The organism is Prevotella sp. RM4 (assembly GCF_000701965.1).
GTDB classification, from domain to species: domain Bacteria; phylum Bacteroidota; class Bacteroidia; order Bacteroidales; family Bacteroidaceae; genus Prevotella; species Prevotella ruminicola.
Window position 1 is genome coordinate 814,373 of sequence record NZ_JNKG01000007.1, and the last position, 26,489, is coordinate 840,861.

14 protein-coding genes and 1 pseudogene are annotated in these 26,489 nt (G+C 51.4%); 5 read left to right on the plus strand and 10 right to left on the minus strand.

Annotated features, from left to right (window positions below):
- Positions 1-32: 32 nt before the first annotated feature.
- The 4 genes from T499_RS0104550 to T499_RS0104565 are packed head-to-tail and all read right to left on the minus strand — an operon-like array spanning position 33 to position 5,796.
- A complete protein-coding gene (locus T499_RS0104550) occupies positions 33-1,673 on the minus strand; it encodes a hypothetical protein (protein ID WP_157054510.1) in 1,641 nt (546 codons plus the stop codon).
- Between the two features lie 18 nt (positions 1,674-1,691).
- Positions 1,692-2,393 carry a hypothetical protein gene (locus tag T499_RS0104555; RefSeq protein WP_084162890.1) on the minus strand — a complete coding sequence of 234 codons (702 nt, stop codon included), beginning with the start codon at positions 2,391-2,393 and terminating at the stop codon, positions 1,692-1,694.
- A 9-nt stretch (positions 2,394-2,402) separates the two neighbouring features.
- Entirely contained in the window at positions 2,403-4,754 is a 2,352-nt protein-coding gene (locus T499_RS0104560; protein ID WP_033149885.1) for a C13 family peptidase, read from the minus strand.
- Positions 4,741-5,796, minus strand: a complete 1,056-nt coding sequence (locus T499_RS0104565; RefSeq protein ID WP_033149886.1) for a hypothetical protein — start codon at positions 5,794-5,796, stop codon at positions 4,741-4,743. Before T499_RS0104565 ends, T499_RS0104560 begins: the two co-directional genes overlap by 14 nt.
- Before the next feature lie 197 nt (positions 5,797-5,993).
- Here T499_RS0104565 and T499_RS0104570 point away from each other — a divergent pair, with 197 nt between their 5' ends.
- The gene (locus tag T499_RS0104570) at positions 5,994-6,545 is read left to right on the plus strand and encodes a porin family protein (protein WP_033149887.1); all 552 of its coding nucleotides are present in this window, start codon (positions 5,994-5,996) and stop codon (positions 6,543-6,545) included.
- 80 nt (positions 6,546-6,625) lie between these two features.
- Here T499_RS0104570 and T499_RS0104575 read toward each other — a convergent pair whose 3' ends face one another.
- The 6 genes and pseudogenes from T499_RS0104575 to T499_RS0104595 form a co-directional block, all read right to left on the minus strand.
- Positions 6,626-9,028 carry a glycosyl hydrolase 115 family protein gene (locus T499_RS0104575; protein WP_052173393.1) on the minus strand — a complete coding sequence of 801 codons (2,403 nt, stop codon included), beginning with the start codon at positions 9,026-9,028 and terminating at the stop codon, positions 6,626-6,628.
- A 113-nt stretch (positions 9,029-9,141) separates the two neighbouring features.
- The gene (locus tag T499_RS0104580; protein ID WP_033149888.1) at positions 9,142-10,908 is read right to left on the minus strand and encodes a RagB/SusD family nutrient uptake outer membrane protein; all 1,767 of its coding nucleotides are present in this window, start codon (positions 10,906-10,908) and stop codon (positions 9,142-9,144) included.
- 12 nt (positions 10,909-10,920) lie between these two features.
- Positions 10,921-13,935 (minus strand): SusC/RagA family TonB-linked outer membrane protein, encoded by a 3,015-nt coding sequence (locus T499_RS0104585; protein WP_052173395.1) that lies wholly within the window; start codon positions 13,933-13,935, stop codon positions 10,921-10,923.
- A gap of 198 nt (positions 13,936-14,133) precedes the next feature.
- On the minus strand, positions 14,134-17,991 hold the full coding sequence (locus T499_RS0104590; RefSeq protein WP_033149890.1) for a hybrid sensor histidine kinase/response regulator transcription factor: 3,858 nt from the start codon (positions 17,989-17,991) through the stop codon (positions 14,134-14,136).
- Positions 17,992-18,127: 136 nt separating this feature from the next.
- Positions 18,128-18,214: pseudogene (locus T499_RS14955) on the minus strand (RagB/SusD family nutrient uptake outer membrane protein); the annotation flags it as partial.
- A 114-nt stretch (positions 18,215-18,328) separates the two neighbouring features.
- Complete coding sequence (locus T499_RS0104595; RefSeq protein ID WP_084162891.1) at positions 18,329-20,620, minus strand: glycosyl hydrolase 115 family protein; 2,292 nt, start codon at positions 20,618-20,620, stop codon at positions 18,329-18,331.
- Between the two features lie 170 nt (positions 20,621-20,790).
- Between T499_RS0104595 and T499_RS0104600 the strand changes: the two genes are divergently transcribed.
- From T499_RS0104600 to T499_RS0104615, 4 genes are read left to right on the plus strand one after another with little or no spacing between them, the layout of a single operon-like run.
- Positions 20,791-21,762: an aldo/keto reductase gene (locus T499_RS0104600; RefSeq protein WP_033149891.1), complete on the plus strand. Its 972-nt coding sequence runs from the start codon at positions 20,791-20,793 to the stop codon at positions 21,760-21,762.
- A 1-nt stretch (position 21,763) separates the two neighbouring features.
- Complete coding sequence (locus T499_RS0104605; RefSeq protein ID WP_369793354.1) at positions 21,764-23,380, plus strand: rhamnogalacturonan acetylesterase; 1,617 nt, start codon at positions 21,764-21,766, stop codon at positions 23,378-23,380.
- A gap of 14 nt (positions 23,381-23,394) precedes the next feature.
- Positions 23,395-23,712 (plus strand): L-rhamnose mutarotase, encoded by a 318-nt coding sequence (rhaM, locus tag T499_RS0104610; protein ID WP_033149893.1) that lies wholly within the window; start codon positions 23,395-23,397, stop codon positions 23,710-23,712.
- Position 23,713: 1 nt separating this feature from the next.
- Positions 23,714-26,419, plus strand: coding sequence for a sugar-binding domain-containing protein (locus T499_RS0104615; RefSeq protein WP_033149894.1), 2,706 nt, complete (start codon positions 23,714-23,716; stop codon positions 26,417-26,419).
- Positions 26,420-26,489 lie beyond the last annotated feature (70 nt).

Genomic DNA, 26,489 nt, shown 5'->3' on the forward strand with positions numbered 1-26,489 from the left:
GCTCTCAACGTGAGCAAGAAAAAGCGCAATGCTTACTGCTCAACAGGGCCTATCAAGCGTACCGAGCAGCCTACGTGGCGGTTCTTTTCCCATATACCGGTTTCGAAACTGCACTCGGTGCTGGAACCTAAGCGTCGCAGGTCGGTGCCCATGGTCCAAACGTAGACGCCAGCGTATATGGATGATGTATGGTAGCCTTGTCGCTGCCCGTAGTATCTCACGGCCACTTCGGAACCCACGCGCAATCCTGCAGCGGGCAGGAACACCGCACCTGCGGCCTCCATTTGCAACCATTCGTAAGTCGTATACAAGTCGTATGTTCCGGCGCCATCTGCCTCGCTGTGTGCTTTGTTGTTGATAAATTGCGATCCGGGCAACTTCAGCTCGTCAGGATGCACATAGTGATCGGGGAATAGAATCAGACCACCTGTTTTGCGATCGCCGATGTAGGCCCTTACAAAGCGGGCGTTGCTTACGCCGTTGATAGTTGTGCCCGAGCGCTGAAACAGCATGTGGGTAAACTCCGTAGCGCTGGGTGTTCGCCACTTGTTCCTGCCGCCGCCATTACGAATGTCGGCTATTCCCCAATCGTAAAAGTCGCCCATGTAAGTTTCGTCTTCATCGCTCACGTTAACGCCAAAATAGTTGGTGTTGGCGTTTGTACTCCAGCCAAAAAGGTCGACCACGCAGCCATAATAGCGGTCGTCGATGTCGATACAGGTGTTGCCCGGGGCTTGGCCTATATAGCCGTACTGCTTATCGGCAAAGCTCCAATTGTTCCAGTGGCTGGTGTACATCGTTGTCAGGTTACCCCGTGAGAAATAAATCAGGTCGCCATCTTCGTTAGCGGTGAACAAGCCCGATGTGGCACCCTCAATCAGCGATACTTTAATGTTGATGGGGGTGATGGTGTTGGCAGCAAGGCTGGTGTTGCTGGTAACCTTTTTGCGGTACAGCTCGTTGCGCTTGGCTGCATAGACTTCGATATCACCCGAGGTGATGGGCTTTATACCCACCCAGATGTTGTTTAAGTTCGAGGTGACAACGTGATACACATCCTTTCCGTTCTTGATGGTAAGTTTGGTAATGCTATTGGTTATGAATGCATTACCATCGTCCTTGATGGTAAAGTTACAAACGGCTAGCTGGTTGGTTAGTGGTGCGTTTTTGGGCAGTGCCGCGCCATCCAGCTTACCATCGTAAGCGGCCACGTCGTATTTATTGCCGAATGTGGCCAGTGTGCCGTCCTGCTCGTTGTATATCTGGTTCATATCCACCGTGCCGTCGTCGTTGGCCATGCTGGCAGGGTACACTATCCTTAGTTTGCCATCGCTCTGTGGGTTGGTGGCTGTTATCGTCAGTCGGGCGTACTTGCCGTTGTTCTTAATGTCGGCCAGCGCAAGGGTTACTTCCTGTTTCACCATCTCGCCGCTGGTGTTCTGGTAAGCCACGGCTATCTTGTCGCCTATGGCAAATATCTTCAGTCCGTCGTCGTACAGGCTGCGCGTTTGTGCACTGCCGTCGAAACCAACGGTGGTGGTAAGCGTTACTACCCGGTTGGCTGATTGTGCCTGCTGTCCGGGCTGTTGCGGCATCATATCGTCGTAGCCGTTAGTGCAGCCAGCCATCATGATAGCTGCTATTGCGAGTGCGGTTATGCTTATATGTTTCATATCGTTTGGGTTTTTATGTTACCACCATAGGCGGTTGTCGTTAACGTCGTAATCGTTCAAAGTACCTGCTTTCTCGTTGTTTGTTTCTTCGTTGCAGTTTGCTGAACTGAAATTAAATATACTCGAGAGAGTAAAGCACTCGGGAAACAGCGATGAGGTATCAGTGTAGGTATTGCCTCCGAAATCCACGGTGGTGGTTTTGGCATAGCCTTCGGCTCCTACCGTAAAGGCGATGGCGGTGCTCTGGGCGCACCAGGTGGCTACGTTGTCGGCCGTTTTGGCGGTGCTGGGTGTTTTGCTGGCGCTGCTGCCAAAGGCGTCGGCGATGGTCTTACCAGTAGGTAGTTTGGCCTCGTAGCCAGCAGCTGTAGTGAGGTTAAGCTGATAAGAGCCTTCGGCTATCGATGCTTTAGGCGTTATCTTGGCCCAGAGGCCCTCGGTAAGTGGTAGTGCGTTGGCACTAAAAGTTTTCTTCCACTCGGCCGATGTCAGCGCTTCCTTCTTCTTGGCGCCCGTCTGGTCCACGTAGTTCACCTCTACGTCGGCCACCTGCAGCACATCGCTGCTTACCTTCAGATAGTACATCATTGTTACTTCGGTCTTAGCCTCGGGTTGGGGCTCAGGCTTTACACCGCCGTCGTCGCTCGAGCAGCCGGTTAAAATTGCTGTAGCCAATCCGCAAATAAGGATGACCAGCACCCATAATAATTTTTTTCTCATATCGTTACATTATTTACGTTTTACAAAAAAATCCTTCGGGCTCGTAGTGTAGAGGTTGCCGAAGTTGGTGTAGTTGTAGATGCCCACATGCGAGCCGAGCGTGTGCTGGGCGCAGTAGAGGTAGAGGTCGCGGTAGGTGCCGTTGGGGTTGGCCGAGGCATGGCCCACGAGGTTGCGGCTGAAGCGGTCGCACATCCAGATGCCCAGGTCGTTGCTCCACGAGTCGGCAAACGACTGCTCGTAGGCACCTGCCGAGCAGATGGCCAGTACGCCGGGGATGCCCTCAAGGGCCTTGCCCATATTGGCCGAGTAGCAGGGCTCCAGGCAGACAAGCATCTGTCGGAACTGCTTCTGGTCGGCCATCTGTTGCAGTGTCTGGCTCAGCAGGTCTGCTGTCATGCCGTTGCCTGCCGTCTCGTCGCGCCACGCCATCTCGTTCACACCGTTGGTGGCCTTGCTGCGCCCGTGGCCGCTCCAGAAGAAGAACACGTTCTGCCCCTCGTCATTAGGCAGTACCACAGGCGTGCGGTCGGTCTTGTTGCCCTTCAGAATATTCACGATGTCGGCCGGTGTCAGGTCGGCATTCTTATAGTCTATCACAGCGCCCTCGCGCAGATTGCCCCCATTAGGATCGGTACGCACGGCACCGCGGTCGGTATTCTCCGAGGCATTAGCTACATCGTCGGCACTCACCAGTATGATATGGTCGTCGTCGTAGCCGCCAGCCTTCAGCATCTGGTAAATGTTCAGCACATCGGCCTCGTGGCGATAGTCCAACCAGCCATTACTGCCCTGCACAAGCACGGCATACTGGTCGGTAAGCGCGGGATAGTTGATGGGGTTCACGTTCTTGCCGTAGGTACTGTCGAACTTCTCCTCGGCATTTTCCACCAGCCAGTTCCACGAGGCCAGCGTCTTCGCCGTCTGAGCATTGCCTGTTCGGCTGTAATAGCCCGAGTGATACACATGCCCGTTTCTAATTATCCAGTTCACATAGGTGGTGTTGAGGGCTGCGGTGTAGCACTCCTTGTCGAACTGCACAGGCCCTGAAGCACCCTTAAAGCCAATCAGTTGTCCCTGCTCCAAGGCTGCAAGGTATAGTTCCATACCCGTTTCGCTCCACGCATAGCCCGACAGGAAGTTGTCGGTGGTGGTGATGGCGATGATGGCGTCGTTGAGGTTATCCACCTCCTGATGGTGCTCCATATAGTTGGCGGCAAAGGCCGAGAGCAGCAGGGCATCGTAGAATTTACACTCGGCAAAGGTAGGCTTCGTCTTGTAGCGCGCCTCGTAGCTCATCTCAAAGCCTGTCATCGGGTCGGCATAGGGCGAGAAGCCCTCATAGAGTTCTATAATGGTCCTGTCGTAAATATCGAATGCCGCTATCGCTTCATCAGTAAGATTCGATAATACAAAATAGACGGGTGAGAACATGTTTGTTAATTTATACAGAGAAGATTTGCTGTATTCGAAGATATCCTCGCCATCAGCTTCCCACTCCTTTATTTCTTCGATAATATCCATCCCCCCCCAACGTTGAGCTTGGATTCTCCTGATCTGTGGAAGAGGCTCTGGTTTCTCCAAAACCACAAAGGCAGGTATAGTCAAGAGGCCGAACGTTTCGCTGATATCATCGTAATACGCTTTCATTTTCTGTATGAGCATGTCCGGGCTGGAATATTGCTCGTTATACTTGAAGCCTATGCCCAGTTCGGTAGCCGAGAAAGGTCCCCATTCAAAGAATGTCTGACCGAATTTGCCGTCGGGCGTGAACAGTGCGGAATAATCAGAAAACTTAGCATACATTTTGCCCCTTTGGATGTTGGCTGCATACATACTCAACATCACCTCCGAGAGCGACACATCGGTCTCAGTGAGCGACCACAGGAAGGGCTGCTGCCCATCGCCCGTGCTGGTAATGGCAAAGCGGCGTATCACGGTTTCGCAGGTGGCAGTGGGCAGGATGAGCGGCTTCAAGGTCTGCTGGCAGTAGGGAGCCAGAATGTCCACGTTGTCGCTGTCGAAGGGGCCTATCACGGCCATCAGGTCATCGCGGTTAGCCAACCGTTCGCCTAACGCTTTCAGGTCGTTGCCGTATTCATCGTACCACTCCAGTTTGAGGTCGATGCAGAGCGTGTCGTGCAACTGGGCGTTGTGCAGACTGCTGAGCATCCACTCAGCCGTGCGCTCCAGACGGGCCTTCATGATGGGATCGTTCAACGGCGCCACCACAGCCACCGTCTTCTCCACCCATCGCCGCGAGTCCTTATATACGATTACATCATCCTCGGTCTTACAGCCTGTTGGTATGATGATGGCTGCAGCCAGCAGCCATGATAATATCTTCTTACTTCTTTTCATACCGTTCCCCCTCCTTTCTGATGGCTACTTGGCGCACACTGTCCACTACTCGATCTATGAAACCGAAATCTTCGCCAAAATTGAACTCCGTGCCACCATCAGCCAGTCCAAACGTCTGGTGTTTGGGCATCGTGGCGTTTAACCATTTCTCTATATAGTCGTCCAGCACCCTGTCTATATGCTTGATGACGTTAGCGTAGTTAAATGGACCATTCAGGGAGATATAATCATCAATGCATATATATTTACTTAAAAGAGGTAGGATGCGGTAGAAGGCATTCATGGCACCGCCGCAGACGGGCACCACACAAATATCTTCATCTTCGTTAGCAGCCTCTTGGTATATGCGCAGTGCAGTGGTGTCAGCCAGTTGGAATCCGCCACCGGGTTCGTCGCTCAAATACTTTATCTTGAGTATTTTTTCCCATTTAGAATCGGTAGTATCGTTATAACCATCCACAAAGCCCTCTCCAGCCTCTACCACCGATTGCGTGTAAGGATTGGCCAGTATCAAAAGCAACAGATCAAAATTGAACGTATATTTGCTGAAGCATCCTGCCATATACATCGCACCATAATAGTCGATGTAGAGCGTGGAGCCCTTGCCCTCAAGGGGTGTAGTGGTCTCCATATACAGCAGGTCGGCATTAGGGTTGTTCTCCAAGCGCTTGTTATTGGCACGGATATAGGCATCGTAAACTGGACTGGGCGTGATAAACAATCGGCGCACGCTGTCCTTCGCATTCTCCATCTGCTGGAACATCATCTCGAGATAGGCCAGGCCCTGCTCCATGCTCTCAGGCATCAACTGCAGGGTTCTGATGCCGTGTTTGTTGGCCGAAGCCTCAATACCCCTGTATATCTTGTCGCAATACGAGCGGTCGCCCAGACTGTTTGGCCCGTAGATCACCGTCACGAGCGGCGCCGTGCTTGGCTTCTCCTCGTCAGGATTTATCTGGTATATCGTATCGCCGTCTTTCGTACAGCCTGTTAAAATGATAAAAATACCCAGTAATAGTGTCAAAAGATTGTTTCTCGTCATTGTTCCATCGTTAGTAATAATGCTGCAAATATACAAAGTTTTTGACATAAATATAAGAATTTTGGGGTGATTAATATTTATTAACACAAATATTGTTCAATTGTGTCGAAGAAATGTCTAAATTTGCAAACGAAACTTAAAAAGGTGATGAAACAATCCTATTAACAATATTATTTATTAACAAACAAGGAAAGATTATGAAAAAGCTTATGATGATTGCTGCTATGATGATTGCAGCTGTTACTGTTAACGCCCAGGTGGCTGGTAAGGCATACTTGAAGCCTATGGTAGGTGCTACACTGGCTACTGTGACTAACAACGACAACGACATGAAGTTTGGTCTGGTGGCCGGTGCCGAGGTGGGTTATATGTGCACCGATAACTTCGGACTGACAGCCGGTCTGCTCTACACCCAGCAGGGTGCTAAGGCCGACGGCACGAAAAACAATCTGGAGTATATCAACGTGCCTGTTCTGGCCAACGTTTATGTAGCTCCCGGTTTGGCCCTCAAGGCTGGTGTACAGGTTGGTTTCCTGACCAAGGCCAAGGCTGAAGGTCTTGACTTTAAGGAGCTCTGCAACAAGACTGATTTCTCAATTCCTCTGGGAGCTTCGTACGAGTTTAGCGACTTTGTCATCGACGCTCGCTACAACCTCGGTCTTACTAATGTAGGTAAGAAGGAGTACACTCCCAGCAGCAACAAGAACAGCGTGATTATGCTGACTCTGGGATACAAGATCCCATTCTAAAAAGCATTCATTTTTTTAGAAGAGAATAATGTAAATAAATTCGGCAGAGGCCTGCAGCGATTGCAAGCCTCTGTTATTTTTTACTGTTTCAGCACAGGTTGATAGGTGATTTTTTGTACTATCTGTCCTGGATCTACTATCGAGAGCGTGATGACATGCTGCCCTCGGGCCTTGTCAAGCGGCAACGTAAGTACGAAATCCTTGCGGTTCTCAAGAATCTGTATCTTCCATTCGCGCCCCCATTCCTTGAATTTATTCTCTAAGGTGGCGGCCTTACCTTGGTCGATGCTCACGGCCAAACGGTTGCTGCGATCGGTAGAAACGGGCCACATGGGTACCACCGAGATGCACAGCTGGATGGAGTCGGCACTGGCTGGCAGCGATGGGATAGGGATATTGATGCTGCCCGATGCTTTCTGGTCGAGCGGCTGTCCCATCTGCAGCACCTGCCAGTCGGTACCCATACCGGTGAGCAACCTGAAGGGTGCTTTGACATCGAGACCGCCCAAGTTGATTTGATGCTCGAACTCGGGATGGCGCTGGTTGTCGGGCAGGCGATAGGCCGTGGTTGGGCGGTTGGTAAGTGTGGGCATCTGATGGTAGAGTGCGGTATAGCCAGGTGTAACCTCCGACATCATCTGGTTCCACTTGCCGCCTAATTGTGTGTTGTAGCGCTCCAACAGCAGGTTTATCTGGCGGTTGGCATCCCTGCATTGCTCGGCATACAGCACGTTGCCTGTTTCGTGGTTGGCCTGTGCGTACAGGAACTTACGGTTCATCTGGTAGGCCGAATGTACGGCATAGCCCAGCATCTCGAACAGGGCAGGGCGTTGCTCGGGTGCGAGCGCCTGCTCGATGGCATCGTAGGCAAAGCAGATGTTCTGATAGTCGACCAATCGTTTCTGGGCTGTACCGGTTTCGAAACTGAAGTCGGTATCGTAGAGTCGGGCATACTCGGGGGTGTCCCATTCCATCTCATAGCCCATAAACTCAGGCTTGCGGTCCCACGCCAGGCGGTAGTAGTTGTCGAGGATGTACTGGAACGCCTCCTGATGCTGCTGGCCGAACACTTTGGCCAGCCACTCGGCCTGATAGGCGTTGGCGTTTGCGTAGCTGAACTGCTTGAAGTTGTAGGCCATGTCCATAAACATCTGTGTCTCGATCTCCATGGGCTTGATATCGCCCACGTTCAGCAGCCAGTAGCGGTCGGCACCAGCGGTATAGGCCTTCAGCAGCTCCTCGTACATCAGCATGGGGGCTGTTGAGAAAATCCACAGATTGTCGTGGGGCACGCCACAGTAGCTCAGGTGGTAGTACACGCCGCTGCCACCGCTGCGCTGCTGTTCGCGGCTGTTGCTCACGCGTTTCATATAGCCGTAGTTGTCGTCGGGCCATACCAGGGTGATGTCGTCGGGTACGCGCAGTCCGGCATCGTAGATGTCGAGCGTTTCCTTGTAGGGCACGAATATCTGCGGTAGCTGTGTGGCTTTCTTTTCCTTATATTTCTCGAGAATCTCGCGCTGCTTGGCAAACACCTGCTCGAGCGTGCGGGCGCGATCCTTGGGATTGGTACTGCCTTTCATCGCCTCGTCGTGCAATCCGCGCAAGCCCATGGTGTAGATGTTGTCGAAGGCCTTGGTATCGCGAATGCGGTCGTCGAGTTTCTTCAGGATAGTGGCACTGTTGGTTTCGTAGTTCCACTCGCCATCGCGCTGCTTGTTCCACTCCGATTCCGCGGCGTTGTTGAACAGCAGGGGCTCGCAGTGGCTGGTGGTGATCATAATGCCGTAGGCATCGGCCACCTGCTGACTCTCGGGATGGCTGTAGAAGGCACCCGTGCATGAGTGCATGGCCGGGGCCAGCATGTTGGCCTTGAGGCGCAGCAGCAGCTCGCAAACCTTGGCATAGGTCTTGGGACCTATATCGCCCAGCTCCTTCTCGAAAGTTTTGGCGGCCCAGGGCTTCAGGCCCCAGTCTTCGTCGTTAATAAAGATACCACGGTATTTCACCGAAGGCTCGCCCGAGGCATAGTAATCGCATTCTACGGCAGCATCGGGGTTCTGGGCTACAGGCACATCGGCCCACCAGTACCAGGGCGATACGCCGATGCGTTGCGACACGTCGTAGATGCCGTAGATGGTGCCACGCTTATCGCTGCCTGCTATCACCAGGCGCGGCTGTTTCTCGTTTGTGATGCTGATAACGTAGCTTTCCCATCTGCCTCTCAGGTCCTTATCCTTCAGTACGCCCTTGGCAATAAGCTGCTTGATGGTCTTACTGCCATAGGTGCCTACGATGATTTGCGACGCTCCGCTACCGGCAGAACCTGTAACCATGGCTATATCGTGCTTCAGGTCGCCGATGGCACGTATTACCTGTGGTGATTCAGTCTTGTCGTAACTTACAGTTGCGTTTGCAACTTTGAATGTTCTGCCTTGTATGCAGAGCGGAACAAGTAGTAATAACCATAAAAATCTTTTCATAACAAATCTAGTATTTGAGTGCAAAGATAGAAAAAAATTAAAAGTAAAGCCCAGACTTTCACAAGCCTAGGCTTTTTTTATCAATTACTAACTAATTATATTAATTATTCAAATTAATAGCCAGGATTCTGTTCGAGTACAGCGTCCTTGTTGGCTTGGATGGCCGACAGTGGGATGGGGAACAGGTCGAAGTGGGCATCGTAATCCTTCTTGTCGGCGCTGTTGGCTGCGTTGAAGTAAGGATTGTACTTCTTGATGCGCTCGGCCAGCTTGCCTACACGCGACAGGGTGAGGCGGCGCTTCTCCTCGCAAACCAGCTCGCGGAGGCGCTCATCCAGAATGAAGTCGATGTCCATCTGGTCGGCAGTTACAGCCTTGGCCTTGGCACGGGTGCGCAGCACGTTGATGTCGGCTGCAGCCTCGGCCTTCTTACCCAGATTTACATATGCCTCGGCACGCAGCAGATAGGCTTCGGCCAGACGGAAGAAATACTGATCGGTGAAAGTCTTACCACCGGTTCCTGCCAGCTGGTAGGTGGCCTTGTCCTGATACTGGGCATCGGGATAGTGGAATGGTGTGGTCATCTTGGTAGAGTAGCCGCACATAAAGCGGTTAGGCAGCTGGTTGGTGGCATTTACACCGCCGTCGAAACCTGTGGTCATCGAGTAGCCAGCGGGCAGTACGGTGTGCTCAAGGTCGAAATAGCCATCAGGCATGGCAGCTGCCAGCTCAGGACGGTCGGCCAGCACGTTGGTGCGATGAATCTTGAAACGGCGAGGCCAGTTGAACTCTGAGTTACGCATATCGTTGAAGTCGTCGGCCCAGATGCCGTTATACAGATGATCTACAGCATAGTGTGTACCGATACCACGGCCACCGGTCATATCGCCGATAGGCCAGTTGAACAGCTGCACGTTGGTGCCGTCGGGGGCAATGAGCTGGAACTTGTCGACCTGAGGAGCAAAGAAACGCTCGCCCCAGAAGCTACCGGGATTCCAGAAGAAATGACTGGTGTTGTTACCACCACCATCAACGTTGGTCTCGAACTGAATCACCCAGATACCCTCGGTATTACCTGCCGAACGGTTCTGATTGTTGGGGCGGAACAGATCGTAGAACACGTCGCCATCCTCCTTGGCCTGCGAACCGAAACGCTGGGTCATCAGGGCCAGGTTGGTGTTGTTGATAACAGCCGAAGCGGCATTCACAGCCTTGTCGTTAGCGCCTGTTGCCAGGTAGGCCTCGGCCAGCAGCATGTTGGCGGCTGGTTTGCTGATCTCACCATCCTTTACGGCGTTGATCTCGGGCAGATTGGCTGCGGCATACTCCAGGTCTTCGATCACCTGAGCCCATACCTTGTCTTTCGACTCGCGTGTAAAATCGGTCTTGGGGGCTGTTACCTCCTCAATCTGTAGGGGCACATTGCCATAGAGCAGAACCAGCGTGCGATAACCTAATGCGCGGAAGAAACGGCCTTTGGCTTCGAACTCTTTCTTCTGATCGTCGGTCAGAGCGGTTGCGTTAGGCACACGGCTGATAACGGTGTTGGCCTGGGCAATCAGTTTGTAGTTCTCGTCCCAGTAGAACTTGGCAATGGCGCCCGAGGGAGAGAGGTCGGCAGTTATGTTCGACTTGAGCGGGTCGGCAGTAATCCACATATCTGCAAACTTCGAAAGGTCGGTGGTGCGGTCGTATGTGGTGTAGAACTCCTCACGTGTAAGGTAATAGAGTTCGGTGGTAGCAGCATCAAAGTCTGCTTTCGTATTGTATGAGTTGGATGCCGAATTAAAGTCAAGGGCTTTCTCCTCCAGGAACTTGTCTTCGTTGCATCCTGTCAGCGTCAAAGCTGAGATAACTGTGAATAATAATATCTTTTTCATGTGTAATGGCAATTAAAGATTGATATTGAGACCAAATGTCACACTCTTCATAACCGGACGGTTGTCGTAGCAGCTACCGGTTGTACGGTTCTGGCCGTTGATGTCCTGATAGGTCATGTTAGGCTCGGGATCCCAACCATGCCAGCCGGTGATGGTGAGCAGGTTCTTGCAGCTCATGTAAACATTGATGCCGTCGATACCGATGGTGCGCATCCACTGCTTGGGCAGGTCGTAAGAGAGGGTGATATCCTGCAGGCGCAAGAACGAGCGGTTCTCGTAGCGATAAGGATTGATGGCAGGGTTGGCATTGTAGAGCGCGTAGATACCACCAGGATTGCTTGGTGTCCAGAAATTGTCCACCTGTTGGGTCAAGCGGTTGTGACGCAGCGTGTTATCGTTGACGAGCTCGGCAAACGAGTTCTTACCCATAAAGCTCTTGCTGCCACCCAGAACGGCGTTGAGGAAGAAGCTCAGTGTAAGGTCCTTGTACTTGAACGAGTTGAGCAAGCCCATGCGTACCGATGGATCGGTCTTACCGATGATGCTGCGGTCCTTCTCGTTAATCTCGCCATCATCGTTGATATCTACAATGCGGTAGTTACCTGGGTGATAGCCCTCGGGGATATTGTCGCCTACCTGCCAGATGCCATCGATGGTGTAGTCGTAGATAGCCGAGAGCGACTCGCCGATGAACAGTGATGATGAGGTGAGGTCGTCTTCCTTACCGTCGCCGTTGGTGTCAAGACCTGCCAGCTTGTTGATTTTGTTGCTGTTGGTTGAGAGGTTGAACATTGATGTCCACTCAAAGTCCTTGGTCACAATGTTGCGAGAGTTGATGGTAATCTCGAAACCGTTGTTCTGAATCTCACCTACATTCGACATGATAGATGTGAAACCGGTGATTGAAGGAATCTGTACAGCATAGAGCAGATCCTTGGTCTTGGTGGTGTAGTACTCGATATTACCCGAAATGCGGTTGTTCAGCAGGGCAAAGTCGATACCAAAGTTGAAACCTGCAGTCTTCTCCCATTTCAGGTTGGCATTCTCCATCGAAGCCAGCTCCTGGCGCATAGATCCGCTAACGCCATCGCCAAAGATGTAGCCGATAGAAGAGTTAACACGGGCCAGTGAAGAGTAGCGTGAGGTCTGGTTTCCGCTCATACCCCAACCGGCGCGCAGTTTCAGGTAATCCAGCTGTGGCACCTTGAACCACTCCTCGTTGGTGAGAACCCAACCCAGAGCTACTGATGGGAATACGGCACTCTTGTTGTTGGCCGAGAAGCCTGAGTAACCATCACGACGTACGGTGGCGGTCAGCAGATAACGGCCGTCGTAAGAGTAGTTTACGCGAGCCATCTGGTAGAGCAATGTCTCCAGCCAGGCATCCGAATTTGTATTCTGAGTAGAAGCCAGCTCCAGTGAGTTGTAACCCAGCGTCATACGTGGGAACAGCTTGGCATCGGCACCAGTGTAGCTGTACTTGCGGCGTGAAGCACCGTAAACCAATGTGGCACCAACACTGTGCTTGCCAAAGTCGTTCATATAATTCAGAATGTTATCAAGCGTATAATCATAATAGGTAGTGTGGTGCTTGTAAGCCTGACCATTGTTGTTCTCGGCAAACTCGCTGGCATAGTTATGCTCGCCAATGCGGTAGTTGTTACCGAAGTTAAGGCGATAGGTGAGGCCCTTCAGAGGCAGCTGCACCTCGGTGTAGAGGTTGGCAAAGAATGAGTTAGAACGATCGTAGTCGTCAACCAGCGAGCCATGGTATGGATTCTCGCGGGCATCGTGAGCGGGATAGTGAATCATATCGCCGTTCTCATCGTAAGGCTTGGTAAGTGGGCTGCACTCGATGAGGAATGGCAGATAGGTTTCCTGGCCATCGCGGTTCTCGAACGAACCGAATGCCTGTACACCTGCCTTCAGCCATTTTACTGGCTGGATGTCTAAGTTAACGCGGATTGAGTTACGGCTGTAGTCGTCGTTAAGCAGATAGTTCTTCTGCTTGGTATTACCCAGTGAGATCAGGTACGACATGGCATCGCTACCACCCGAAATATTCATCTTGTTCTCCCAGATAGAACCATTGCGGGTAAAGTCGCTCCACCAATCGTAGTCGCCAGGAACAATGTTGCCCTGGTCGTCGGTCATCCAGGCATCCGGCATGCGCTCAGAGAGCTTGAAGTTGGGATTCTGCTGGGTGTAGCCCGACTCTGCCGTCTTAGAGTACTGCCACAAACACTCATTGTCGAAGTTCAGCATTTCGCTGCGGTTCATGGTGTGCATCTTTTTGGTAGGTGTCTGGAAGCTGTAACTGCTCGAGAACGATACCTTGGCCTTGCCCTTGGCACCCTTCTTACTGGTGATGAGCAGTACACCATTGGCTGCCTGTGCACCGTAAACGGCTGTAGCCGAAGCGTCCTTCAGTACGTCTACGCTTTCGATATCGGCAGGGTTGATGCTCGACAGATTACCTGTGAAGATGATACCATCGAGGATGATCAGTACGCTGGTGTTACCCGAGATGGTATTGGCACCACGGATAGAAAGCTCGGGACTTGAACCGGCAGAACTGGCCTGACCTACATTCAAGCCAGGTACTGTTCCCTGTAACGACTGCAGAAGGTTAGTGTTAGGACTCTTTTCGAAGGCCTGGATGTTGGCACGGCTCACTGCACCGGTAACATCGCTCTTTCGCATGGTACCATAACCTACTACAACAACCTCGTCGAGCAGCTTCTGGTCGTTCTCCATCTTAATCTCCAAAAAGCTCTTGCCTTTTACCGATACTTTCTGAGTAAGAAAGCCTACAAAAGAAATCTGAATCTCACCTTTTGTGATGTTTTTCAGTTCAAATTTTCCGTCGAAGTCGGTCACGGTACCATTCGATGTACCAACTTCTCTTACAGTGGCACCGATAACGGGCTCGCCCGCATCGTCTTTCACAACACCTTTAATGATGCTTTGGGCCGAAAGCAGCATAGGAGCTGCCAGCAGCGTGAGCATCATTAAGATTCTTCTCATTGTTTTTTCTTTCATACACAAATGATTTTAATTATTAGTAAATTTGGGTAAATCTGCCGCAAAGGTAAGGCAAAAATATGTTTTTGTTGCAAGGAATTTGTTGCATAGCCCTGCGATTATTGTGCAATATATAATATATCGGTATTTTGCAACAAAATCGCAAAATACCGATACAAATGTCCCTGTTCTTGCAGGATGCTACTCCTTATGTGTCTCGATGTATTCCGAGGGCGACATGCCGAAATGTGTCTTAAATGCGGTCGAGAAATGGGCCTGATCGGCATAACCTACCTTGAAGGCAACCTGTGAAACGTTTACCTTGCTTTCGCGCAGCAGGCGGGCGGCTTGCTCCATGCGCAGGTTGCGCAGGAACTTACCACTGGAGATGCCGGTAATCTCCTTCATCTTGCGATGCAGTTGTGCACGACTGATACCCACGTCGGCAGCCAGCGTGTCGATATTGAATTCGGGATCCGACAGGTTGGCATTGATTGAGTGCATCACACGTTCCATCAGCGCATCGTCGTTGCCTTTAACCTGAATTTTCTCCACGCGCTCCTCCTGTTGCATGGCTCCGCTGAATTTACCACGCAGGCGGCGGACGTTGTCAATCAGATTGTCAATCTGGATATGAAGCTCCTCCATACTGAACGGCTTGGCAATATAGGCGTCGGCACCCGACTTCAGACCTTCGAGCTTGTGCTCTACTTCGGCTTTCGAGGTGAGCATGATTACTGGAATCTGCGAAATCTGAGGATTATCTTTGATACGTTTCAGTAAGGTGAGTCCGTCCATCTCGGGCATCATCACATCGCTGATAACCAGGTCGTACTGTTGGGTGAGAAGGATTTTAAGCGCCTCTTTTCCATTCGGGGCATGGTCGAATTTGTAGTGGTTGCCCAGTTCGTTGTTGATGTAGTCGGCAATCTCCTGATCGTCGTCAACCACAAGGATATGGAACTGGTGGAATGCTTGTCGGGCGCTTGCACCTCTAGACAGAATCTCGCGGGCAGGGGCGTCGGTGATAATCTGTTCAGGTTTCAGATGGCCATATCCCTTTGGAATGGTTACCGTGAAGCAGGCACCTCGCTCGCCATCCTTACGATTGGTGGCTTTTATCTTGCCGCCGTGCATTTGGGTGATGGAGCGACTGAGATTCAGTCCAATTCCTGTGCCCTGCATGCCAAGGTCGTCGGCATTACGTCCCTGATAGAAGCGGTCGAACAGTCTTTCGGCCTCTTCTTCTTTGATGCCCACACCAGAGTCGATCACCTGTATCTCGATTTCTTTCTCCGTTTCGCGCAGAACCACTTTTACCTCGCCGCCGTCGAAGGTGTATTTGAAGGCGTTTGAGAGTAGGTTAGAGATAACCTTGTCGAAGTTGATGCGATCTACCCATGCCAATACATGGTTTTTCTCGTGTTCGAACAGGAAGGTGATGTTACGCTGGTTGGCGTTGTATTGGTATAGCTTACAGATGCCGCTGATAAACTCCACGAGATTAGTCTCCCTGCAGTGCAGCTGCATCTGGTTCTTGTCGATACGTCGCTCGTCCAGAATCTGGTTCACCAGTACCATCAGGCGCTGGGCATTACGGTCGATCGTGTCGATATAAACCTGCTCTTCGCTGTTTGTGGCAATGCTTTTTAACTTGGCCAGAGGACCCATAATCAGTGTGAGCGGCGAGCGGATGTCGTGAGTGGCATTCATCAGGAACTTCATCTTCTCCTCGTCCATTCGCTGATGGGCCTTGCGGCGAAGGCTCAACACCAGGGCTACCAATAATAACACACCAACTAACAGATAGAAGATATGGGCCCAGGTTGACTGATACCAGGGAGGGGTTACCTTAACCGTTATGGTTTTTATCTCAGAGTAAACACCCGCTGAGAGGGCTCTTACCTCAATCTTGTATATGCCTGGCTGCAGATGGTTTAGCTGGATACTGTTCTCGCCCTCGGCTTTCTGTATCCATTTCGAACCGTTGATTTGATATTCGTAAATAATATTGTAGGGACTTACGAAATCAAGCAGCGAGAACTCGAGTGTAATGCTGTTGTCAAGATACGATACCTGATAGGCGTCGGTTTCAATCACGGGGCCGTTGGTCATGGGGTTGCCTGCAACGAAGAAACCTGTTAGCTTGATGGGGGGCAGATCTTTGTGGCAGCCGGTTGCACGTGTGGAGTTGAACACCGTTAAACCGTCGTTGTTGGCAAAGTATATCATGTCGTCGCTGGTATGCATGCCAACGCAGTTAATGTATTCCTTGGTGGTAAGTCCGTTACCGATAACATGGCCAATGAAGTTCTTTCTTTGTTGATCGAACTGCCAGATACCCATTGAGGTGGCGCACCAGATGTCGCCATTGTTGGCTTTTACAATATAACCCACTACTTTGTTGGACAGACCCTCGCCATAACCGAATCGGGATACTTGCTGGTCGCCAAGATGGTAGGTGAAAAGCCCCTGGTCGGTGCCGATGAGTATATCGCCGTTTTGGGTCTCACAAAGCGAATAGCACATGGTGCCTTCAAGTAGACTATTCCAACCGTAAGGATGGAAATTGTCGTCTTGTGGGGCGTAGCATGAGATACCAGCAGATGTGGCCATCCAGATATAGCCATTCCTGTCGGGCATCATCGCCATAATCCAGTTGTTATGAAGTTGTCCTCGTACAGCGTCGTAATCTGTGGCCAGAAATTTGCGTACGGAGTGGTCTTCTGGGTTGTAAATACAGAAACCACGCGAGTATAGGGAAATAAACAATCGCCCATCGCCTAAATCCGTCATGTCGTTCAGCTTGTCGCAAACAAAGGATGCCTGATATTGCGATCTGCCTGTCAGCGGGTCGTACGAATAAAGCGCTTTGTCGGTGCCTATCCAGTAGCGTTTCTTTCGGTCGCGGTAGATTAACTCGGCCGATGGCGGTGAGGCAGGGTGTGACACAATATGCCCACGCTTGTCGAATCCGTACACGCCGTTGCCTTGTACAACAGCCCAAACCATGTCCTGATCGCCTTTGCAGATGGAGGTAATGGTGGAACTGATGCGATAGCCTTGCGACGAAAAACTCCATGACGAGAACTGGGGCTGGATGCGAGGTATCATGACCAGACCTTTTGACTGGCAGCCTAACCAAATGTTGCCAATGCGGTCTTCGTAGATACACCAGATCTTGGCCGTGTTCAGATCCAAACCGTTTAGTTGGCATTCAACGCGCTCCAGCTTCTTACTGCCTTTCTTCAGTATGAACAGACCGTCGCCTCGCGTACCAATATATATGTTGCCATTCCTACTTTGGAATGCACTACTGATACCCACATTGTCGCCTCCAAGGGCTGTGAGGTCGATATCAGCCTTAGTCATTTTGCCTTGGTGATAGCGATTGATGCCATGCTGACAAATAACGAGAATGTCGCCATTGATCTCCACCATCTTGACCACAATGCCTTGTTGGACAAAGAACTGATGTACTTGATGCTGATCCTTCATCGTGATTTCTTCGCCATAGCCACACTTCCAGAAACGGCCGTGACTATCTTCCATCATCTGATTGAAATACCAGTTGCCACTTTGGGTGGTATGCCCATCCGGCACTTTGTGCAGGGTGTTGTCTTTCAGATCATAAAGTCCCATTCCTGATGTGCCAAACAGAAATTCGCCGTTCTTACGTTCAAGGACGGATATGATGCGTGGTTTGTTTGGCGTAGGAAATGTGTATTGGATGAAACGATTGCTGGCGTAGTCGTAACGCGAGAGGCCGGTTCTTGTCCCCACCCAGAGCTGCCCCTTTTTGTCGCAATAGAGTCTGGTAACGATATTACTGCTCAATGTGGTAGAATCGTCGGGAAGCGACAGATAGGTGGTGAACCGATAGCCGTCGAACTTGTTGAGTCCGTTCTCGGTCGCAATCCAGATGTAGCCATATTTGTCCTGGCACACATCGTTAATCAGACCGCTTGAAAAACGTTCTGACGGGAAGAATTGGCCTGCCTGTCCATGCGCCATCAATGGCATGACGATTAGTAGCAAAGATAGTAATATTTGTCTCATATCGTATCATTTTGCTGCAAAATTAAACAAAATTCCTGGAACTACCATAGGTTTTTGTTTCATAGACATGGAAAAATGTTTCGAACAGCCATGAGTGCAAGTCAATACGTAAAAAAAGCTTGTTCTGCTCTGTTGCGGCCTCTTTCCAACGGCGTACATCCCAGAAACGATGACCCTCGAAAGCTAACTCAACAAAGCGCTAGTTCTGCAGCTTGGTCCAGAAGGTAGTAGCATCCAATCTGTGGTGGCGTATGAGTAAGCTGCTTGTTGGTATATTCCTTTAAGTCAGACCTGCTATCATCAATAGAAATAGTATCGTTTCCTTTTTTATCATAAGTTAGAATGATTTGAATATACGTAGTTGATCGAAAACAATATGGTTATCGAGGGCACGCAACGTAATGGTGTGATGCCCTTGATGCAGATGTACTTTCGTATTGCGTACAGCTTGTCCGCTCAAAACATTCTGCTTCCATCGTTCAGAACGGAAAGGCTCTTTGAATGAATAGACCACAGATTGTCTATCATCAACGCTTACGCAGAATCGCAAGTCGCCATCATCGTTTGGTTGGGTAGGGATGAGGGCTGTTTGCAATATGTAATCTCCCTCATCTTCAATCATAATGTCGTATGTCATATGCCCATCCTTTGGCATGGCTACTGCATTCATAGTATGCCCTAACATCTGGATGATGCGTGTGCCATTGGAGGCTGATTGGTAATCAGCGGCTTTAAGCATCATGATGCAAGGTTGGTCGGCACCAGTAAGTTGGGCATGTACGTTATCAAATACCGGCAGTTTGCGTGGGGCGGCATCCATCAGATGGCGCCACTTGCCACCGTTCATATCGTTGTATCGCTTGGTAAGTGCTTGTATCTCTTCGTAAGCGCGATGGCTTTCTATGGAATCACTTAGAATCTTGGTGCTCATAGCTGCGGCTGCAGATACAGGATACTCGATAGCTGCAAAGAATGCATCGTTTAATTCAGAACGAACGAGCATACGAATGGCCATAATTTCGGCCTTGAGGTGTTGGAATGCTGACAGACGCTGGGCTGCCTCGATAGCTGAAAGGGGAATATCGCCAACAGTAGAGAGTCCGCGAGGGTATTTCTTCTTGTCGAGTTCCACTTGTGTGTAGCCCATAAACTCAGGTCGGCGCTCACCACAAAGGCGGTAAAACTCGTGCATCACGGGTAGGAGGCGCTTTCCGGCTTCTTGACCAAACTGTCGGCATAGCCAAGACTCCAGATGTTTGGTGAGTGTATGACCTTCAACACAGTTGATGTTCCAGGCCAGATCGAGAAACAACTCCAAATCGTAGGCAGCCACCTTCGGATCGTGTACGTTGGCTATCCAAAGTATGCGTACGTTGTGATGGTAGGCTTCGCACATTTCGTGATAGATGAGCCCTGGCTGCGTAGTGGTTAGCCACAGGTAATCGTGAGGGCGGCCCCAATAGCTCAGGTGGTAATACACACCTGCACCGCCTGGGCGCTGCTGCTCGTTGGCATCCGACAGGCGCGTCATGTAGCCATAGTTATCGTCGCACCACATTAGCGTCACATTATCGGGTACTTGCAATCCCTTCTCGTATAGCTGTAATACTTCTTTATAAGGTACGAATACCTGCATGAGTTTTGATGGGTCGCCAATATGTTTGCGTAGTAGTTCCTGCTGGTCGTTGATAACCTGCTGCAGGGCTTCGAATTTCTCTTCTTCGGTTTTGTAGCCTTCCATCGAGCTGTCGTGTATGCCGCGCATACCAATGGTGAACATATTGTCTTTCGACTTTTTAACCTCTTGTAGGCGCTCTGTCCAATATTGGTGCACTTGTTGCCGATTGGTGCGATAGTTAAAGGCGCCACGCTCGGTTGTATTCCACTCATCAACATTATTGCGTAACAGTGGCTCACAATGCGAAGTTCCAATCACGATGCCGCACGAATCGGCTATGGCTTTAGCGCCTGGAATATTGAAAAAGGCTATGGTGCCAGGATGCATAGCTGGCCAGATGGTGTTGGCGCGCAGGCGTAGCATCAGTTCGAATATTTTCCGATAGGTTTTCGGGCCGATCTGCTTTTTTTCTGATGGCTCATAGGTTTTGTGGCTCCAAGGGCGCAGACTCCAGTCCTCGTCGTTCAAGAATATACCGCGATAGGCTACGCTGGGCTGTTGCTCTGTTTTGAAATCATCACTTAGAGCCAGATGATTCTTCTGCTCAGGCACTACGTCGCCCCACCATACCCAAGGTGATACACCTGCCAGACGAGATAGCTCCAGCAGACCATAGGCCATGCCACGACCATTACCGCCTTCAATCAGAATCCTTCCTTTCTTTACCTGAATTCGAAAACCGTCATGAGGTAACGAAGCGTTATGGGAAACTTTAATGATTCCGCTTGCCGAAGCCTGAGGGCGCATGCCCGTTACTTGTTGCATGTCGCCCATCCACATATCGAGGGCTGTCTTCACCACGGGTTCTACCTTCTTGGGTATCTGATACGTTATCGGATGTTGTCCGTCGAACCATGTCACCTGATGGGGCTCGCCCAACTCATATTTACGCTGGGCTTCTATGGTCGTTATGACCGTTAGTAGGCATAATGTTATGATAATTCTCTTCATATTCCTTCGTATGAGTGATAATCCTGCTGCAAATTTAGATATAAACATGGTAGTATAGTTCGAAAACTATCCGAAAAGATACAAATTTGTACAAAAATGAACGATATTCTTATTAGGTATAGCCAAAATTCGCTATCTTTGCAGCAAAATTACTAAAACATTAACTATCTATGAAGGAAAATTACTTTGCGGATAAGAACCGCTACGATAATGGGATGGAGTTTGAGCGTTGCGGACGCTCGGGTGTGTTGCTGCCAAAGGTGAGCTTAGGATTCTGGCATAACTTTGGTAGTGTTGACCCCTATGAGCGCAGTCGTGAGATAACGCACTATGCCTTTGATCATGGTATCACCCATTTCGACTTGGCTAACAACTACGGTCCTGTTTACGGCTCGGCCGAAGAAACAATGGGACGCCTGATGGATGAGGACTTCCGTCCTTATCGCGATGAACTGTTTATATCGAGCAAGGCAGGTTACGATATGTGGCCTGGACCTTATGGCAACTGGGGCAGTCGCAAATATCTGATGGCGAGCCTGGACCAGAGTCTGAAACGCATGAAGATAGATTACGTGGATTTGTTCTACAGTCACCGTTACGACCCCGAGACCCCGCTCGAGGAAACCCTGCAGGCGCTGGTGGATATCGTGCGTCAGGGTAAGGCGCTCTATGTGGGTATCTCGAACTGGCCTTTGGAGCCGCTGAAGTTTGGTTACGAGTACCTGAAGGCACACGACGTGCCCCTGCTGATTTATCAGGGCCGACTGAGCATGCTGGACCGTAAGCCGATGGAAACGGGCATTCTGGATTTCTGTGCCGAGAAGGGTGTGGGCTTTATCGCTTTCTCGCCATTGGCGCAGGGATTGCTCACCGACCGCTACCTGAATGGTGTGCCTGCCGACAGCCGTATGTCGAAGGGTAAGTTCCTGAAGCAGGAGATGCTGACACCCGAGCTGCTGGCCAAGCTGAAGAGATATAACGAGATAGCTACCAGTCGCGATGAGACATTGGCCGAGATGGCCCTGGCATGGGTGCTGCACCAGAAGGGTGTGACATCGGTATTGGTAGGTGCCAGCTCAACCGCACAGTTAGAGAAGAACCTGAAGTGTGTAAGTGCTGCTCCGTTTGATGATGTGTTGTAAGATGAAACGACTGTTTGCACTATGCATGATGGCTTGCGCGCTGGGCGCGCAGGCACAGGTGGCCGAGGCACCAAAGGATGTGAATGGGGTGGTGGACAACACGCCCGACAGTATAGCCAAGGCGATGACGGCACGCCCCGTGCCCGGTTCGAGTAGAAAAGGTAACAATCCCGTGCTGTTTCTGATAGGTAACTCAACCATGCGTACGGGTACCTTGGGTAATGGTAACAACGGTCAGTGGGGCTGGGGCTACTATGCACACGAATACTTTAATGCCGATAAGATAACCGTTGAGAATCAGGCACTTGGCGGTATGAGTAGTCGTACCTTCTACAACAAGTTGTGGCAGCCCATCAAGCAGGCCATCCGTCCGGGCGACTGGGTGATTATCAGTATCGGCCATAACGATAACGGACCCTACGACGAGGGCCGCGCGCGTGCCAGTATCCCTGGCGTGGGCGACGATTCGCTGAACGTGGTGATTAAGGAAACGGGCGAACACGAAACCGTATATACCTACGGCGGCTACATGCGTAAGTATATTAATGATGTACGTGCGCAGGGCGGCAACCCCATCCTGATGTCGCTCACCCCGCGTAATGCCTACGACGAGAACGGCAAGATCGTGCGCAAACCCCACACTCAATGGCTGATGCAGGTGGCTGCCGAAGAGGGCGTGCCCTTTATCGACCTGAACGAGATATCGGGCCGAAAGCTGGATAGCTATGGTGCCTGGAAAACCGATTACCACTTCTTCCTGGATAAGATTCATACCAGTCGTTTTGGTGCGATGATGAATGCCCGTTCGGCTGCCGAGGGCCTGATGGCCAGCCGCAACCCTGCGCTGAACCCGCTGAAGGCGATGATGCAGAACGTGGAACTGAACACCTGGCAGGTGGACCGTACCGATGACAAGCCCGTGGTGTTTATCACTGGCGACAGCACCGTGAAGAATGCCGATAAGGATAAGGACGGCATGTGGGGCTGGGGCGCCGTGGCCAATACGGTGTTTGATGAAAACAAAATTAGTATTGTGAATGCCGCCAAGGCAGGTCGTAGCTGTCGTACCTATCTGAACGAGGGCCGTTGGGAGCAGGTGTATAACAGCTTGCAACCCGGCGATTTCGTGCTCATCCAGTTTGGTCATAACGATACGGGCGCCATCGATGCACCCAAATATCGTGCAGCCATCGCCACAGGCAAGGACAGCTGTCATGTATATCACCTTCAGAATGGTTCGTACGAGGTGGTTTACAGCTTTGGTTGGTATCTGAAAAAGTTTATTCAGGACGTACGCGAAAAAGGTGCTACACCTATTCTGGTATCACTCACCCCGCGCAACGAGTGGGAGAGCGGTAAGATAGAGCGTCGCAACGACTCGTATGGTGCCTGGTACCATCAGGTGGTGAACGAAACGGGCGTAGAGTTTGTGGATCTGCACAATCTGGCTGCCGACTTCTACGACCAGAAATGTGGCAGCAAGGCCAAAGCCGAGAAATACTTTAAGCAGGACCACACCCACACATCGCTGCTGGGTGCCAAAACCAGCGCCCAGTGTGTGGCCAAGGGTTTGCGCGCCAACCATAGTGCATTAGCAAAGTACCTAAAGAAGAAATAATAACGTAAAACCAAATGAAACGATTTGCATTTAAGATGCAACTGAAACCCGGTTGCGAAAAGGAATACGAGCGTAGGCATGCTGCCATCTGGCCCGAATTAGTAAAAATGATTAAGGATGGCGGCGTGAGCAACTACAGCATTTATTGGGACAAAGAAACCAACATACTGTTTGGCTATCAGGAGTGTTCGGGCGAGGGCAACTCGCAGGATACCGACAACGTGGATCCCATCACCCAGAAATGGTGGGACATGATGGCCGACATTATGGACGTGAACCCCGACAACTCGCCTGTAACCAAGCCTCTGCAGGAGGTGTTCCATCTCGATTGATATGAAACTGAAGTTAATGGGCTGCTTGTTGATGCTGGTGCTTCCCGCACTGGCCCAGCAGCATATCGACCTGAGTGGCGAGTGGCAGTTCAGTAGTGAACGCGAAACAGGAGTGGTGCGATTGCCCGGCTCGATGCTGACAAACGGCAAGGGCGACGAGGTAACCGTGAACACCAAGTGGACCAGCTCGCTCTACGACTCATCCTACTATTTTAACCCCTACATGGCGCGTTATCGCCAGGCAGGGCAGATGAAGTTTCCGTTCTTCCTAACCCCCGACAAGCATTACGTGGGTAATGCCTGGTACGAGCGCACGGTGATGGTGCCCAAACAATGGAAAGGGAAGCCGGTGATGCTGTACCTGGAGCGCCCGCATATCGAGACCACGGTAATGGTGAATGGTCAGCGGGTAGGGCATCAGCAGTCGCTGTCGGTGCCGCATGTTTACGATGTTACACCTTATATAAAATACGGCAAGCCCAACCAGCTTACCATCCAGGTGTACAATGGCATCGAGAACGTGTGCGTGGGTCAGGATTCGCATAGCGTAACCGACCAGACGCAAGGCAACTGGAACGGTATTGTGGGTAAGATAGAACTGCGCCAGGGGCCGCACATCTGGCGCAAACGCGTGGTGCCCGATATGCAGAACGGCATGGTGGACATCACCATCAACGAGACTACCTATCGCCTGCCGTTGGGTAGCGATACCGTGCGCTGGGACGAGTTCCATCCGCAGCTATACACCCGCACCGTAAACTATCAGGGCACCTCTGTGAACGTAACGTTCGGTCTGCGCGAGTTGAAGATTGACGGCGCCCGCATGCTGATTAACAACCACCCCATGTACCTGCGTGGTACGGTGGGCAACTGCTGTTTCCCCGAAACGGGTTATCCACCAACCGACGAGGCCTCGTGGGAGCGTGTGCTGGGGCAGTGCAAGGCATGGGGCATCAACCACATCCGATTCCACTCGTATTGTCCACCCGAAGCCGCCTTTGCCGTGGCCGACCGACTGGGATTGTATCTGCAACCCGAGGGTCCGTCGTGGCCCAACCATGGCGTAAAACTGCGCAGTGGTATGGCCATCGATCAGTACCTGATGGACGAGGGCCGGAGGATGATTGATGAGTATGGTCATCATCCCTCGTTCTGCATGATGGCGGCTGGCAACGAGCCCGCTGGCAACTGGGTGCCTTACACCAACGAGTGGGTGCAGCAGATGAAAGCCTACGACCCAACCCGACTGTACTGCGGTGCATCGGTAGGTGGCGGCTGGGCTTGGGACGATGGTTCGGAGTATCACGTAAAAGCAGGTGCCCGCGGACTGGATTGGGACAAGCATGCACCCAGCAGCGATGATGATTATTATCAGCAGCTGCTATTCCCTCGCAATTACAAGTCAAGCGAACCTAATAACTCGCCCATCATTGCCCACGAGCAGGGACAGTGGTGCGCCTTCCCCGATTTCAAGGAGATACCGCAATACACCGGTGCCTACAAAGCCAGGAACTTTGAGATATTCCGCGATTTGCTGGCCGATAACGGCATGGCCAGTCAGGCTGAGAAATTCCTGCAGGCCAGTGGACGACTGCAGACGCTGTGTTATAAATACGAGATTGAGCGCAACCTGCGTACCAAGGATTATGCCGGTTTCCAGCTGTTGGGCCTGAACGACTATTCGGGTCAGGGAACCGCGCTGGTGGGTGTGCTCAATGTGCATTGGCTGGAGAAAGGCTACTGCAGTCAGCAGGAGTGGGCGCAGTTCTGTTCGCCCATAGTGCCCCTGGCCAAGTTCCCCAAGTTTGTATATACCAACAACGAACGCCTGGAGGTGCCCATCGAGGTGTATAATGCCTCGGCTGCTGCGTTGCGTGGTGCCCAGGTAACATGGCGCGTAGCCGGCCACACTGGCACGCTGCCTGTAACCACCATCCCCCTTGGTAAGAACATCCAGTTAGGTAAGGTGCAGTTGGATTTGGCCGCTTATCAGCAGCCCACCAAACTTACGCTGCAGGTGGCCATTAACGGTAAGGCCAGCAATCAGTGGGATTTCTGGGTGTACCCCAACGATTTGAATTGTGACAAAATACAGTGTGACAGTTTGTTTTTCGCTGATACCCTCGATGCCAAGGCCCTGCAAGTGCTGGCTGATGGTGGCGATGTGCTGCTGACGGCCGCTGGCAAGATACGTTACGGCAACGATGTAAAGCACACGTTCCTGCCTGTGTTCTGGAACACGTCGTGGTTTAAGATGCGCCCGCCGCACACCACCGGCGCCTATATCCAGAGCAACCATCCCGTGTTCGGCTATTTCCCAACCGACGATTGGCAGAACCTGAACTGGTGGGAGTTGACCAACCGTGCGCAGGTAATCAACATGGCCGAGTTCCCCGCCGATTATCAGCCCATCGTGCAGCCCATCGATACCTGGCACGTAAGTCGTAAACTGGGTATGCTGTTAGAGGCGCGCGTACTGAACGGCCGCCTGCTGATGACCACGATGGACATTACCCGCAATCTGGACCGCCGACCCGTGGCCCGACAGTTGCGTTACAGCATACTGCGCTACATGGCATCGGACGATTTCAAACCCGCCATCCGTGTGGCACCCGAGGTGATTCAGCACCTGTTTGAGCGCGAGGCACCCAGAGTGGATATGTTTACGAAAGAGAGTCCCGACGAGCTGAAACCTAAGTTAAATTAAGCGTATTGTACGCCAAAAATAACTAAATCCGTACGATAAGATAGCAATTAGTACAATTTGTATCGCTGCT

Bases quoted from the DNA above. Each gene is read 5' to 3' on its own strand.
- T499_RS0104550 (WP_157054510.1), bottom strand. From the start codon at position 1,673: ATGAAACATATAAGCATAACCGCACTCGCAATAGCAGCTATCATGATG.
- T499_RS0104555 (WP_084162890.1), bottom strand. From the start codon at position 2,393: ATGAGAAAAAAATTATTATGGGTGCTGGTCATCCTTATTTGCGGATTG.
- T499_RS0104560 (WP_033149885.1), bottom strand. From the start codon at position 4,754: ATGAAAAGAAGTAAGAAGATATTATCATGGCTGCTGGCTGCAGCCATC.
- T499_RS0104565 (WP_033149886.1), bottom strand. From the start codon at position 5,796: ATGACGAGAAACAATCTTTTGACACTATTACTGGGTATTTTTATCATT.
- T499_RS0104570 (WP_033149887.1), top strand. From the start codon at position 5,994: ATGAAAAAGCTTATGATGATTGCTGCTATGATGATTGCAGCTGTTACT.
- T499_RS0104575 (WP_052173393.1), bottom strand. From the start codon at position 9,028: ATGAAAAGATTTTTATGGTTATTACTACTTGTTCCGCTCTGCATACAA.
- T499_RS0104580 (WP_033149888.1), bottom strand. From the start codon at position 10,908: ATGAAAAAGATATTATTATTCACAGTTATCTCAGCTTTGACGCTGACA.
- T499_RS0104585 (WP_052173395.1), bottom strand. From the start codon at position 13,935: ATGAGAAGAATCTTAATGATGCTCACGCTGCTGGCAGCTCCTATGCTG.
- T499_RS0104590 (WP_033149890.1), bottom strand. From the start codon at position 17,991: ATGAGACAAATATTACTATCTTTGCTACTAATCGTCATGCCATTGATG.
- T499_RS0104595 (WP_084162891.1), bottom strand. From the start codon at position 20,620: ATGAAGAGAATTATCATAACATTATGCCTACTAACGGTCATAACGACC.
- T499_RS0104600 (WP_033149891.1), top strand. From the start codon at position 20,791: ATGAAGGAAAATTACTTTGCGGATAAGAACCGCTACGATAATGGGATG.
- T499_RS0104605 (WP_369793354.1), top strand. From the start codon at position 21,764: ATGAAACGACTGTTTGCACTATGCATGATGGCTTGCGCGCTGGGCGCG.
- rhaM (WP_033149893.1), top strand. From the start codon at position 23,395: ATGAAACGATTTGCATTTAAGATGCAACTGAAACCCGGTTGCGAAAAG.
- T499_RS0104615 (WP_033149894.1), top strand. From the start codon at position 23,714: ATGAAACTGAAGTTAATGGGCTGCTTGTTGATGCTGGTGCTTCCCGCA.